The sequence below is a fragment of the Spirosoma liriopis genome (assembly GCF_023196085.1).
In the GTDB taxonomy this organism is placed as follows: domain Bacteria; phylum Bacteroidota; class Bacteroidia; order Cytophagales; family Spirosomataceae; genus Spirosoma; species Spirosoma oryzicola.
Genome location: NZ_JALPRF010000001.1, coordinates 1441061 through 1453821, shown reverse-complemented (window position 1 = coordinate 1453821; position 12761 = coordinate 1441061). Strand labels below are relative to the sequence as shown.

13 protein-coding genes are annotated in these 12761 nt (G+C 52.3%); 9 read left to right on the top strand and 4 right to left on the bottom strand.

Annotated features, from left to right (window positions below; genetic code table 11):
- Positions 1 to 19 precede the first annotated feature (19 nt).
- Both M0L20_RS06005 and M0L20_RS06000 read left to right on the top strand, forming a co-directional pair.
- A complete protein-coding gene (locus M0L20_RS06005; protein ID WP_248476098.1) occupies positions 20 to 1717 on the top strand; it encodes a DUF8832 domain-containing protein in 1698 nt (565 codons plus the stop codon).
- An 82-nt stretch (positions 1718 to 1799) separates the two neighbouring features.
- Positions 1800 to 2762, top strand: a complete 963-nt coding sequence (locus tag M0L20_RS06000; protein ID WP_248476097.1) for a sugar phosphate isomerase/epimerase family protein — start codon at positions 1800 to 1802, stop codon at positions 2760 to 2762.
- Here the strand turns inward: M0L20_RS06000 and M0L20_RS05995 are convergent, their stop codons facing one another.
- Positions 2763 to 3890: an App1 family protein phosphatidate phosphatase gene (locus M0L20_RS05995; RefSeq protein ID WP_232559948.1), complete on the bottom strand. Its 1128-nt coding sequence runs from the start codon at positions 3888 to 3890 to the stop codon at positions 2763 to 2765. It lies immediately after the preceding gene.
- A gap of 202 nt (positions 3891 to 4092) precedes the next feature.
- Here M0L20_RS05995 and M0L20_RS05990 point away from each other — a divergent pair, with 202 nt between their 5' ends.
- The 7 genes from M0L20_RS05990 (at position 4093) to M0L20_RS05960 (ending at position 8921) form a co-directional block, all read left to right on the top strand.
- Positions 4093 to 4473: a Rid family detoxifying hydrolase gene (locus M0L20_RS05990; protein WP_232559947.1), complete on the top strand. Its 381-nt coding sequence runs from the start codon at positions 4093 to 4095 to the stop codon at positions 4471 to 4473.
- Positions 4474 to 4552: 79 nt separating this feature from the next.
- Positions 4553 to 6109 (top strand): glutamate--tRNA ligase, encoded by a 1557-nt coding sequence (gene gltX / locus M0L20_RS05985; protein ID WP_248476096.1) that lies wholly within the window; start codon positions 4553 to 4555, stop codon positions 6107 to 6109.
- Between the two features lie 54 nt (positions 6110 to 6163).
- Positions 6164 to 6454: a hypothetical protein gene (locus tag M0L20_RS05980; protein ID WP_248476095.1), complete on the top strand. Its 291-nt coding sequence runs from the start codon at positions 6164 to 6166 to the stop codon at positions 6452 to 6454.
- A 154-nt stretch (positions 6455 to 6608) separates the two neighbouring features.
- Positions 6609 to 7388: a TIGR00266 family protein gene (locus M0L20_RS05975; RefSeq protein ID WP_232559944.1), complete on the top strand. Its 780-nt coding sequence runs from the start codon at positions 6609 to 6611 to the stop codon at positions 7386 to 7388.
- 93 nt (positions 7389 to 7481) lie between these two features.
- The gene (locus M0L20_RS05970) at positions 7482 to 7772 is read left to right on the top strand and encodes a hypothetical protein (RefSeq protein ID WP_232559943.1); all 291 of its coding nucleotides are present in this window, start codon (positions 7482 to 7484) and stop codon (positions 7770 to 7772) included.
- Between the two features lie 143 nt (positions 7773 to 7915).
- Positions 7916 to 8476, top strand: a complete 561-nt coding sequence (gldD, locus tag M0L20_RS05965; RefSeq protein WP_248476094.1) for a gliding motility lipoprotein GldD — start codon at positions 7916 to 7918, stop codon at positions 8474 to 8476.
- Between the two features lie 16 nt (positions 8477 to 8492).
- On the top strand, positions 8493 to 8921 hold the full coding sequence (locus M0L20_RS05960; protein WP_248476093.1) for a c-type cytochrome: 429 nt from the start codon (positions 8493 to 8495) through the stop codon (positions 8919 to 8921).
- Between the two features lie 89 nt (positions 8922 to 9010).
- Here M0L20_RS05960 and M0L20_RS05955 read toward each other — a convergent pair whose 3' ends face one another.
- The 3 genes from M0L20_RS05955 to M0L20_RS05945 form a co-directional block, all read right to left on the bottom strand.
- The gene (locus M0L20_RS05955) at positions 9011 to 10636 is read right to left on the bottom strand and encodes an acyl-CoA carboxylase subunit beta (RefSeq protein ID WP_248476092.1); all 1626 of its coding nucleotides are present in this window, start codon (positions 10634 to 10636) and stop codon (positions 9011 to 9013) included.
- 27 nt (positions 10637 to 10663) lie between these two features.
- Positions 10664 to 11665, bottom strand: a complete 1002-nt coding sequence (locus tag M0L20_RS05950) for an MlaD family protein (RefSeq protein WP_248476091.1) — start codon at positions 11663 to 11665, stop codon at positions 10664 to 10666.
- 169 nt (positions 11666 to 11834) lie between these two features.
- Positions 11835 to 12683 carry an N-acetylmuramoyl-L-alanine amidase family protein gene (locus tag M0L20_RS05945; protein WP_248476089.1) on the bottom strand — a complete coding sequence of 283 codons (849 nt, stop codon included), beginning with the start codon at positions 12681 to 12683 and terminating at the stop codon, positions 11835 to 11837.
- Positions 12684 to 12761: the final 78 nt, after the last annotated feature.

Here is a 12761-nt window from a genome sequence, read left to right as displayed (position 1 = left end):
ACAGACGAAACCAATCATTATGAAGCGTAATCAACGCCAGCAGAAAAGCAGATCAGGCTGGATCATACAACTATACACAATCTTTTTATTGGTCTGTTTAACGATTACAGCCAACGCCCACGTCGGTAGTTCGGGGGTGATCGTGCAGAAAAAAGCGGGCAAATACCAATTGCTGATTCAGGTAAACCCGCCCGATGTAGTGCCCGGAACGGCCAAAGTAACGGTATTCGTCGAGCAGGGGCGCGTTAGCAGCCTGGGAGCGCGGCCTATTTATTTCAACTCCGGTGACAAAGGAGCACCCACGCATGATGTACTTGTACCGGTAGGTACGAATCAGTACGAGGCCGACGTGTGGCTGATGAGTTCCGGTTCATCGAGTGTAGAAATTAGCATCGATGGTCCCGATGGCAAACAGCAAGTCGTTGTTCCGGTAGCGGCTGTAGCTACAGCGTTGCGTGAGATGCCTGCCGGGACGGGTTGGGGGCTGGCGGCTATGGGCTTGTTGCTCATTGTTATGCTGATTACCATTATTGGAGCCAGCAATGCCGATGGTGTCGTTGTGCCCGGTCAATCCGCTGTAGCCGGTCTTCGTCGACGTCGGGTGACGGGTATGGGCGTTGGGCTGGTTGTCGTTGCGTTGATGCTGACAGGCTGGCGCTCGTGGTGGAACAGTACCGCCGAGGCTTATCGAACGGAGCAGCTTTACCGGGCTTTACCAATTAATGCCTCGGTGCGTGTTGCTGACGCACAGCGGCAATTGACGATCCAGGTGGATACAACCGGTTTTGCAAACGACTGGCAAAAACGGCGTAACCTAAGCTACGTATTGCCTGATCACGGGAAACTAATGCATTTGTTTCTGATCCGGACACCGAATCTGGATGCTTTCGCCCACCTGCATCCGAACCGACGCGATACGCTGCACTACGATGCGGCTTTGCCAGCGCTGCCGGGCGGTAAATACCTGCTTTACGCCGATGTCGTCTATCGAAATGGTTTTGCCGAAACCCTGACCGACACCGTCGATGTACCGTCTTTAAAAATCAGCGCCGAAGCGGCTGCCGCAGTCAAACCGTCCGACCCGGATGATAGCTGGCTGGTAACGGAGCCAATGGGTGTAAAAGCCGCTTCCGTGAATGTGCCGCATCTGGACAACGATATGGTCGTTTGTGGCAAGCCCGGTGCCAGCACAAAACTCGAAGACGGTTCAAGTATTGTCTGGATGGATAAGAAGAGCCAGGTGTTGGAGGCTGGTAAGTTGTACAACCTGAAATTTGCCGTTGCGGATGCGCAGGGAAAAGCGGCTCCGCTGGAACCTTACCTCGGTATGGGCGGACATGCCGCTATTCTGCGTTCGGACGGAACGGTGTACATCCACTTACATCCGGTTGGAACGTACTCGATGGCTGCCGAAGGATCACTGGTCGGACGGATTAGCGATACTGCCCGCACGTTCCAGTACCCAGACGCGGTGAAATTTCGGGACAGCATTGATACCTACATTGCCAAGTTGAAAACTTTGCCTGAAGCCGAAAAAAACAAGTTGCTGATGGCCGGTATACCTGCGATGAATCATACCATGAAGACCAACAACATGGTCGAGTTTCCGTATGCATTCCCGCGAGCGGGTCACTACCGCATCTGGGTGCAGGTCAAGCGGAACGGTCGGGTTCTGACGGGTGTATTTGATACGCAGGTGAACGAACCGCTGCTGTAAACAGTAGGTTAGGCGGGTTTTCTGTTTTGGATTACTAGAATTCGGTATCATAATCCAAAACAACCTGCACGATCTTACGTTTATGGCCCAATCCGTGACTCGTCGCCAACTACTGACGACGTTGACTGCTGCCGTTGGCGCATCGGTTACACCTGCTTCGGCAACCACGCAGTCTGCCTTTTCACAAACGGCTCCAATGGCTGGTCCGCCACCGTTTACACCTTGCCTGAATATGAGTACCCTGCGGGGGCACAAGCTAGGTTTTGTCAAGGAGCTGGAAACAGCTTCCAAAGCCGGTTTTCGCTCCGTTGAGGTCTGGATCGATAGCTTACAGGAATACGTTAAATCGGGCGGAACCGTAGCCGACGCTCGCAAGCGCCTGTCTGATCTGGGTATTCGCATCGAAAATGCCATTGGCTTCGCGCCCTGGATTGTCGATGACGAAACGGTTCGGGCTAAAGGAGTCGACCAGATGAAGCGCGAGATGGAACTGTTAGCGCAGGTTGGCTGCAAACGCGTAGCTACCCCGTCGGTTGGTGCACAAGCACCCGACGCGCCGGTTATCGATCTGCGTAAAGCCGCCGAACGGTACCGCGCTATCCTGGAGCTGGGTGACCAAACGGGCGTAGTACCGCAGCTGGAGATGTGGGGTTTTTCCAAAAACCTGAGCCGTCTGAGCGACGTAATGTACGTAGCCATCGAAAGCGGTCACCCGTCAGCACGGCTTCTGCTCGATATTTACCACATCTTCAAAGGCGGTTCCAGCATCGACAGTTTGCCGTTGATCGGTAAACCCGGCATCGAGGTTTTTCACGTCAACGATTACCCGGCCAACATGACCCGGCAGGCTATTGTCGATGCGGATCGGGTGTACCCCGGCGATGGGGTAGCCCCCATCAAGGAAACACTGACCAAAATCAAAGATCCCAGCAAGTCGATTATTTTGTCATTAGAAGTTTTCAACAAAAACTACTACGCGCAGGACGCCATGACGGTGGCGAAAACGTCGATGGAAAAGATGAAAAAAATGATCGCTGGCGTTTAACTATTCTTCGTCGGCGCGTCGGTCGGCCCGGATTTCCGGAATGGTATCCGGGTCGATCAGACCCAACGAAGCTGCGTGTTCGGCAGCTTCGACCGTGTCGGGAACCAGAAGCATCGGCACCTGATAGGCTTCGGTCGTTCGGATTAGCTCGCGGACTGCTTCATCGCGCATATCGACGGAAACGTCGCGAATATAAATGGCCCGAATCCGCCCCGGATTGTCGCGGACAACCTGCGCATAGATTTCGGGGTCCTGCTGGCCGCTGTCGCCAATCAGCACGAACGGAAGCTGCGGATTGACATCAAGAATCTTTTTGATCATCGCCAGCTTGTGCGTGTGATGCGATTGAGACGACAACAGCTCGGGGTTGAAGCCCAGATCGCGGAGCAAAATCGGTCCTTTAGGTACGCCCTGAATACGGAAGAAATCCACCAGCAGATCGTACAAATTCCACGGGCTGCTCGACACAAAATAAATTGGGTTAAACAAGGTCGTGACCGGACCGCTCTGCAACGCCCGGTAAAAAGCCGCTACTCCGGCGAAGGGAAGGCGGGTATACGCATTGCCTAGAAACGTCAGCCGGGCCGTTTGTAAAAGACTCGTTGCCCCCGTTACGAGTACGGTGTCGTCAATGTCGGAGATAACGCCAAACTGACTGTATAACGGTGAAATCATCAGGTAGCCATCCTTCTCTACCGCTTCTCCGGTCGGTTGCGTGACGCCGTCCAGCGAATACCGAACCGGAAACCAGGCCCGGCCCGGCGGTAAATCATCGGGCGGGTTGATCGTTATGTCGAAATACCCTTCTTTGTCCGTAGTGGTGGTGTATGACTGATCGAAGGCGTCAATCCGCACCGTTACGCCGGGAACTTCATCGCTATTAAAACGCTGGTAGGTCGCTAAAAGATTTTGCCAGAACGTATCGTTGTCGCTTGGTGTACTTAGATCCCGTTCGCGCAGTACGCGCCCTTTAAGCCAAACGGCTGTTGGACTGCCAAAGCCTCGGTAGTAGACGATTTTGTACGGCTTTTTTGCGTCCAACCGTCCGAAAAGTCGGTTCTTGAGCCGGTCGAACTGGGTTTCTGTATCGTCCGATACACTCGTAAAAAAATCTTTCCAGGTAGTCATCGAGAAGTTGGTTGGTAATTTTTCTACAGGTTCGCATCAGGCTGATCGCATCACCATCCACGATAGGGTTTTTATCGAAGATCGTGAGCGGTTTTTCGGCCATCCGCTGGTTTGGTGGTAACTTGCGGACCAAAAGAGCGATTCGCAATACGGGATGCGTTTAACACGCCCCGATCCAACGTCGCTCATTATTGATAAAACTATGAGCAAACAAATTGTTTATACGGAGCAGGCTCCAGCACCCATCGGGCCTTATAGTCAGGCGGTAAAAGTTGATTTGGCTTCGGCAGCGAGCATGCTGTTCGTTTCAGGTCAGGTAGCTATTGAATTGGCTCCGCTGGGCGACATTCAGGCCGAGACGAAGCAGGTCATGGAAAATATCGGAGCCATCCTGAAAGCGGCTGGTAAAGATTACACCAACATTGTCAAGTCGAGCATTTTCGTAAAAGACATGAACAATTTTGCGGCTATCAATGAAGTGTATGGCCGCTATTTCACCAGCGAACCGCCCGCCCGCGAAACCGTCGAAGTGGCCCGGTTGCCCAAAGACGTGAATGTTGAAATTTCAGTAATCGCTATTTAACGACTGACCGAGGAAGCGGGTGGTTGAGCCGATTAGTTTAAGAAGCATCACTCAATCACGCATTCGCTCACTATACAAAATGCAAACACCTGTCCGCGTTCGTTTCGCACCAAGTCCGACTGGCCCCCTGCACATTGGTGGGGTACGAACGGCACTTTATAATTACTTGTTCGCCCGAAAAATGGGCGGAAAAATGCTTCTTCGTATCGAAGATACCGACCAGAATCGCTTTGTGCCCGGCGCTGAAGATTACATTCTCGAATCGCTTCGGTGGGTGGGTATCGAGATCGACGAAGGCCAGGGTGTCGACCACGGCGACGGACCGGGACCACACGCGCCATACCGGCAGTCGGAACGACGCGACATTTACCAGAAAGAAGCGCAGCGGCTGGTTGACGAAGGGAAAGCCTATTACGCGTTCGATACGGCGGAAGAACTGGACGCTATGCGGAAACGGCTGGAAGAAGCCAACGCACCTGCTGCGCAATACAATGCCATTACCCGGATGCAGATGCGAAATTCGCTGACCATGAAACCCGACGACGTTCGGGCGCGGATGGACGCCGGAGAGCCGTATGTAATCCGGTTGAAAACCCCGCGCAAGGAAGAAGTGCGTCTGAATGATTTGATTCGGGGATGGGTCAACGTACATTCGTCGGCTATTGACGATAAAGTACTGCTCAAGTCAGATGGTCTGCCGACCTATCACCTCGCTAACATTGTAGACGATCACCTGATGGGAATTACGCACGTCATTCGGGGTGAAGAGTGGCTACCGTCGGCACCGTTGCACGTTTTGTTGTACCGCTATCTGGGCTGGGAAGACACCATGCCGCAATTTGCCCATTTGCCGTTGCTGCTCAAGCCCGAAGGAAATGGTAAGCTCAGCAAGCGCGATGCCGATCTGGGCGGTTTCCCGATTTTTCCGCTGCAATGGACCGATCCGTTCACAGGACAGGTGGCACGCGGGTTCCGGGAGGATGGCTATCTGCCCGAAGCGACGGTCAATTTCCTGGCTTTGCTGGGATGGAACCCCGGTACCGAGCAGGAGTTGTTTACGATGGACGAACTGATTGCCAGCTTCGATCTGACACAGGTGCATAAAGCCGGAGCGCGTTTCGACATTCAGAAAGCGCAGTGGTTCAATCACCAATACGTTCGTCAGCGCCCCGACGCGGAACTGGCTCCAACCGTTCAGCAACAGGCCGAAGCCGCTGGTTTTGACTGCTCGTTGGAGAAAGCCGAAAAAATTGTGGCACTCCTGAAGGGGCGGGTCAATTTTGCGCGCGAGATCTTTGACGAAGCGGGAACCATCTTCAACGCACCAACGACCTACGACGAAGCAATTGCTACTGCCAAATGGAACGACGATGCCGTTCGGGCCGTGACTGCTTTTCGGGATGCGTTACAGACATTCGACGGTGCGTTTGTGGCGGATGCCATCAAGCACAAGCTGGGCGACGCTATGCAGCAGGCTGGCATCAAACAAGGAAAAATTATGCAGGCTATGCGCTTAGCCCTGACCGGACTGGGTGCAGGACCGGACCTCATGTTGACGATGGAAATTATCGGCAAGGACGAAACGGTAAAACGACTGGAGCAAGCGCTTGGTACATTGAATACGTCCACTCGTTAACCGTCGATAGTGTTTTCGAGTTGTAAACGAATAGCACGCTCATTACAGACGCTCATGGCAAAGAAGAAAACCAATCCTGACGAAAATGATAAACCACGCGTTCATAAAGAACTCGAAGGGTTTGATATTCAGATTAACTCGTTTGGCGAAATCACGACGAGTTTTGATATCGACAAGATCAACCAGTTTCTGAATAAGACGGTTGACGACAAGAAGCTGCGCCATCGGACGGATCTGAACCTCAAAGGGGATAAAGGACCTGACGAAAAGGATGAGGATTCGGATGAGGAGCGGCTCTTCGACGAAACCGACAACGATCTGCCGGATGATATAAATCAACGCTAAAAGCCAACGAGCCCGACCCGCCAAAAAGCCCGGTCGGGCTTTTTTTATGCCGTTTGTACGAATAACCGTCCGTAGAATCCGGCTCTTTTTGTAGTTTTCGCCTATCAATAACCCACTGACGTACCCGTCAGATTAACCACGAACCACTCGTCGCATGAACTCTCACGAGATTGATTACAAAATTATTGGGGAAGACATTCAGATCGTTGAAATCGAGTTAGATCCAAACGAAACCGTTATCGCCGAAGCCGGTTCCATGCTGTTCATGGAAGACGGTATTACGTTCGAAACAAAAATGGGCGACGGCTCGCAGCCAGACCAAGGTTTTCTGGGCAGGCTGATGCAAGCCGGATCGCGCATGGTTACCGGGGAGTCGTTGTTCATGACGCACTTCACCAACCGGGGCGTGGGCAAACGAAAAGTGGCTTTCTCGGCTCCTTATCCGGGTACGGTTATGCCGATCAATCTGGCCAATGCGTTCGGCAATACGCTGATCGTTCAGAAAGATTCGTTTCTCTGTGCCGCGTTAGGAACCCGCTTAAGTGTTCAGTTTAACCAACGGCTGGGAGCCGGTTTTTTTGGGGGAGAAGGCTTTATTCTGCAAAAAATCCAGGGTGATGGCTTGGCTTTTATTCATGCCGGTGGGGTAGTCGTTGAGCGGACGCTGAACAACGAAACGCTGCGTGTTGATACAGGTTGCGTCGTTGGTTTTGAACCGAGCATCAGCTTCGATATTCAGCGGGCGGGTGGTTTGAAAAGCATGATCTTCGGGGGCGAAGGGTTATTTCTGGCCACGCTCCGTGGTACGGGTAAAGTGTGGATTCAGTCAATGCCGATTTCTAAACTGGTACAACGGTTAGCACCGAATGGCGGACTGGCCAATAAAGAAAGCGGCTCCGTGTTGGGTCAGTTAGGGAATTTGTTTGAAGATTAATTTGTCTTTGAGTTGTGATACAAATTGGCTGATAAACCTTGCTTAATTGCCAGCGTTATCACTAAAATCAGACCGATTATCGTTCAAAGTTTTATGGAAGTCATCTGCACAAACGACAATTTTCCCGCGCCTGTACTGGCTTTCTACGCTGAATTTGGCGTTCAGACCCCAAAGCGGGACCAACTGTATACGATTCGGCAGGTTAAGCGCCACACAACGGGTGAAACCGGTGTATTGCTGAACGAAATCCAGAACCCCGATGTGCCCGTCAAGCATCCCGTCATGGGCGAAGTGTGGTTTGAGCCTACGTTCAACATCAACCGTTTTGCTACGCTGCTGGGGCAACCTGTGCGGCAGGAAGAATTGGAAAACGCAAATGCCTGATTGCGCGTTAGCATACATAGTCGGAAAGCCCTGCACCAAACAGCCGGGCTTTTTCGTTGTTTGCGTACGCATAGTTTCAACTCGGATGTCGGTGTCCGGTTTACCTGATTTATACGTTGGCTAGATATCTTTTAATAGGGCTTATGGGTCTGCTTGCTGCGGCCTGTGGTAGCAAGGATTCCGAGAATTATACACCCAAACCGAAAGGGTACCCGCGCTTTGATTTGCCCGCGACGCAGTATACGCTTCTGGAGCCGACGCACCCGTATCAGTTTGAATACAACAAAGTTGCCCGTATCCTGCCCGATACCTTTGCTCGCTCGGAGCCAGACTGGATTTTTATCAACTATCCGGCTTACCATGCCAGCGTTCAATTGACTTATAAACCCGTCAACAATAATATCAGTCGGTTGAGAGCGATGCTGGAAGATTCCTACAAGTTGGCTGCCCGTCATAATATCAAGGCGTACGCCATCGAGGAAAAAAAAGTCCGGCTCAAATCGGGTCTGGAAGCCAGCATCATCGATTTGTCCGGCGACGTACCGAGCCAGGTTCAGTTCATAACGACCGATTCGACAAGGCATTTCCTGCGTGGTGCATTGTACTTCAACACCGCCACAGAAAACGATTCGCTACAGCCCGTTATTCAGTACATTCGCAAGGATATAATCCATTTGCTGAATACTCTGAAATGGCGTAAATAACTCTTTTATCAACAGCATGAAACAACTGTTTATTCTTTTCGCTTGTCTGTCAGCATCCATCGCGGTTGCGCAAAACAAGAAGCCAGCGGCTAAAGCTGCCCCTAAGTCCGCTACGGCAACGGCCAAACTGCCGGGTCAGGTGATCTACGAACAAAACTGCCTGACCTGCCACCAGAGCAACGGTTCCGGCGTACCGAATCTGAACCCGCCCCTGCGCGAAACGGATTGGGTTTTGGGCGACAAAACTCGACTGATCAATGTGTTGCTGAAAGGATTGCAGGGTCAGGAAATCGAAGGGGATATGTACGACAATGCCATGCCCGCGCATGATTTTCTGAACGATCAGCAGATTGCCGATGTGCTGACGTACGTGCGGAGCAACTTCGGCAACAAAGCCAGTGCCGTCACCGCCGACGAAGTAAAGGCCGTTCGCTCCGGTAAGTGAGTAGGAAGGTGATTAGCGGGGTGTATTTTATTGCACACGCCATATCTCCAAGATATGGCGTGTGCAATAAAATACACCCCGCTAAGTTTTTACGTTTGAATCACACCAACCGAAAACGGTTTGGTAATGGGAGCGTGGTTAGCGGCTGCAATGCCTTCAGATAGAATCTGCCGGGTTTGGAGCGGGTCGATGACCGCATCGACCCACAGCCGGGCTGCTGCGTAATACGGCGAAAGCTGAGCGTTGTACTGATCCGTGATCTTGGTCAACTGTGCCTTTTCCTCCTCGGGTGTCATGGGTTGGCCTTTTGCTTTCTGAGCCGCTACCTGAATTTGCAGGAGGGTTTTGGCCGCCGAAGCCCCGCTCATCACCGCCATTTGCGCCGTTGGCCAGGCCAGCATCAGGCGGGGATCGTAGGCTTTCCCGCACATGGCGTAGTTGCCCGCGCCGTAGGAGTTGCCAACGACGACCGTGAATTTTGGTACCACCGAGTTCGCCATCGCACTGACCATTTTAGCCCCGTCTTTGATGATGCCGCCCTGCTCGGCCCGACTGCCCACCATAAAGCCCGAAACATCCTGCAAGAACACCAGCGGAATTCGTTTCTGGTTGCAGTTCATGATGAAGCGGGCGGCTTTGTCGGCAGCATCGCCGTAGATGACGCCACCCATCTGCATTTCAGTAGCCCGATCCGACATTCCGGGGCCGGTGCGCCCTTTGGCTTTGACGACCTTGCGTTGGTTGGCGACAATGCCTACCGCCCAACCATCAATACGGGCGTAACCGCAGATCAGCGACTGTCCATAACCAGGTTTATACGCATCAAACACCGAGTTATCCACAAGTCTATCCACAATTTCCTGCATGTCGTACGGTTTGACCCGGTCGGTAGGCAGGATCTGGTAGATTTCTTCGGGATTCTTGGTCGGAAGGGCGGGAGTTACGCGGTCGAAACCAGCCGTTTCCCGATGGCCGATTTTGTCGAAAATGCGTTTGATTGCATCCAGACAGCTTTGGTCATCCGGATATTTGTTATCCACAACGCCCGAAATGTCGGTATGGGTAGTCGCTCCGCCGAGTGTTTCGGCATCGACATCTTCACCGATGGACGCTTTGACAAGGTAAGGACCCGCTAGGAAAATGGAGCCCGTTCCTTCAACAATGAGTGCTTCGTCGGACATGATGGGTAGATAAGCGCCACCCGCTACGCAGCTTCCCATGATGGCTGCTACCTGCAAAATCCCCATCGCCGAAAGCTGGGCATTATTCCGGAAGGTCCGGCCAAAATGCTCTTTGTCGGCAAAGACTTCGTCCTGTAAAGGCAGATACACGCCCGCGCTATCGACCAGATAAATAATCGGCAGGTGGTTTTCCATCGCGATCTCCTGCGCCCGGAGGTTCTTTTTCGCCGTGATTGGAAACCATGCCCCGGCTTTTACGGTCGCATCGTTCGCGACGATAACGCATTGTCGCCCCGACACATAGCCGACGCCAACAACGACGCCACCTGACGGGCAACCGCCGTGGTCAGCGTACATACCTTCGCCCGTAAACAAACCGATCTCCACAAAACGACGGTCGATGTCGGTGAGGTACGCGATGCGTTCGCGGGCGGTCAGCTTACCTTTGCGGTGCTGATCGTCAATTTTTTTTGGACCACCGCCCAACTGCGTCTGAGCCGTGCGCTGATTGAGTTCGTCGATGAAGGATTGCATGGAATAGTCAGTTGTAGAGGGCCGTCTCTACCGGGTCGAATCGGCTGGTGCGGGAACAGCGATAGACGTAGTTACCGTCGTACTGGCAGGTTGATCCGGTTTGCCTTTGTCTTTCCGACCAAAAAGCGAGAAGTGTACGTACCGTTTTGGGTTCTCGCGCAGATCGGTCAACAGCTTTTCGAGGCTGGCCGTGGTTTTGTTGACATTACTGTACAGCGCTCCGTCCGACGCCAGCTTACCCAATGAGCCGCGACCCTGGTTGATATCGGCCAAAAGACGTTGCAGATTATCGACGGTTTTGTTGACGCTACCGAGTGTTTGTTTCAGTTGAAGACCTTGTAGCGAATCGGCGAAGGTATCGGCCTTAGCCAGAATCGGTTTGAGCTGCTTTTCGGTTTCGATGAGCGACGCCGATAGCTTATTGACGTTGGCCAGCGTTGCCTGCAACCCCGCGCGGTTCTCAGCAACTGTCGTCCCAAGCGCACCAACGGCAGCATTGGCGCTTTTGAGGGTTTGATTGAGCACGACACCCGTCTGATCAAACTGGGCGACGATGCGGTTTAGCTGAAAGGTCAATGAATCGACGTTGTTCAAAACGGGCAGCGTTTTTTCCCGAATCAAGGCGGACAGGCCGGATTCTTTGGCCGCAACCAGTTTGCCACCGTCTTCCAGAGCAGGCGCACCAGGGTTGATCGTCAGGAGAATGGTTTTTCCACCCAGCAGGCCATCGTCGGCTAAAACCGCTTTCGTTCCTTGGGTGATAAGAAGATCGTTACGGAGTTCCAGCGTAACGAGTAATTTGTTGCCCTGATCCTGTAAGATCTCAATGCCTTTGACCTGTCCGACGGATAAGCCATTAATGCGCACTGGATTGGAGGCTGTCAAACCATCAATGTTATCGTAGACAACCTGGTACTTGCGTGTCGAGGAAAAAAAGTCTGAACCTTTCAAAAATTCGAACCCGAAATACAACATCATCAAGGAGATGACGGCAAGCAAACCAACTTTTACTTCCTGAGAAATTTTCATGCGTGTGTGAAGGTGAACAACCCAACGGGCCTCGCCAATCAATTGATTAAGGATATAACCAATTTCGGCATCCGTTTGTCCCGCGAAGATGGGATTTTCGCTGAACGGTACCTAGCGGACAGTTAGTAAACGGTTGCTCTCCGTAAATTAATCAGGCATCCTGTGCTCGCTAACCACCCGCTTCAATCTCCTGCTTATACTGTGCAAAGGCTTTGTAGATAGCACTGGCAATTTCTTCCTGTCCTTCTTCCGACATCAAATAAACTTCTTCCGTTGGATTCGTCAGATAACCCGCTTCGATCAAAACGCTGGGCATGGTAGTACGCCAGAGCACAACGAAACCTGCCTGCTTTACACCGTTACTTTTCCGGTCGGCACTGCTGCGGAAACTACGTTCGACCTTTTCAGCGAAGTTGATGCTGCTCCCCATGAAGGCATGTTGGTAGTTTGCGAGCATGATATGCGCCAGCGGAGAATTCGGATTAAATCCTTTGTAAGTCTGCTGGTAATTGTCCTCTTTCAGAATAACCGAGTTTTCGCGTTTGGCAACGTCCAGATTGCCCTGGGTTTTGTGAAGACCCATCGTGTACGTTTCGGTACCATACACCCGGCTCGATGACGGGCTGGCGTTGCAATGAATCGAAATGAACAGATCGGCCCGGTTGCGGTTCGCGATAGCTGACCGTTCGGCTAATTCGACGAAATGGTCCGAAGAACGCGTATAAATAACCCGTATCTTCGGCATCTCTTGCTTAATTTTACGTCCCAGTTCCAGAACGAGCTTCAATACAACGCGTGACTCACGCGTTTTTCGTCCAAGACAGCCGGGATCTTTACCGCCGTGTCCAGCATCCAGCACCACTGTACGAAGCTGGTTCGGTGCGTCGTTAGTAACGTCGGGTTCTTGTGCGTCGTTCCGGCGAACGGTATCTTGCTTCTGGTCCTGAAAAACAGCATCGGGAGCGGGAAGTACGGTTAGTGCCAGTAGCGGTAATGTTCCCAACAGAAGTGTTGTCACTTTTCCGGGAGTCGGACGAGTGAACCGAACACGTGTTGATTTAATAATTTTTAACGGCCAAAAACGTTTCAAGGCAAT

What these genes read in the sequence shown, in the direction of transcription:
- M0L20_RS06005 (WP_248476098.1), top strand. Translation starts at nt 20, where the DNA reads ATGAAGCGTAATCAACGCCAGCAGAAAAGCAGATCAGGCTGGATCATA.
- M0L20_RS06000 (WP_248476097.1), top strand. Translation starts at nt 1,800, where the DNA reads ATGGCCCAATCCGTGACTCGTCGCCAACTACTGACGACGTTGACTGCT.
- M0L20_RS05995 (WP_232559948.1), bottom strand. Translation starts at nt 3,890, where the DNA reads ATGACTACCTGGAAAGATTTTTTTACGAGTGTATCGGACGATACAGAA.
- M0L20_RS05990 (WP_232559947.1), top strand. Translation starts at nt 4,093, where the DNA reads ATGAGCAAACAAATTGTTTATACGGAGCAGGCTCCAGCACCCATCGGG.
- gltX (WP_248476096.1), top strand. Translation starts at nt 4,553, where the DNA reads ATGCAAACACCTGTCCGCGTTCGTTTCGCACCAAGTCCGACTGGCCCC.
- M0L20_RS05980 (WP_248476095.1), top strand. Translation starts at nt 6,164, where the DNA reads ATGGCAAAGAAGAAAACCAATCCTGACGAAAATGATAAACCACGCGTT.
- M0L20_RS05975 (WP_232559944.1), top strand. Translation starts at nt 6,609, where the DNA reads ATGAACTCTCACGAGATTGATTACAAAATTATTGGGGAAGACATTCAG.
- M0L20_RS05970 (WP_232559943.1), top strand. Translation starts at nt 7,482, where the DNA reads ATGGAAGTCATCTGCACAAACGACAATTTTCCCGCGCCTGTACTGGCT.
- gldD (WP_248476094.1), top strand. Translation starts at nt 7,916, where the DNA reads ATGGGTCTGCTTGCTGCGGCCTGTGGTAGCAAGGATTCCGAGAATTAT.
- M0L20_RS05960 (WP_248476093.1), top strand. Translation starts at nt 8,493, where the DNA reads ATGAAACAACTGTTTATTCTTTTCGCTTGTCTGTCAGCATCCATCGCG.
- M0L20_RS05955 (WP_248476092.1), bottom strand. Translation starts at nt 10,636, where the DNA reads ATGCAATCCTTCATCGACGAACTCAATCAGCGCACGGCTCAGACGCAG.
- M0L20_RS05950 (WP_248476091.1), bottom strand. Translation starts at nt 11,665, where the DNA reads ATGAAAATTTCTCAGGAAGTAAAAGTTGGTTTGCTTGCCGTCATCTCC.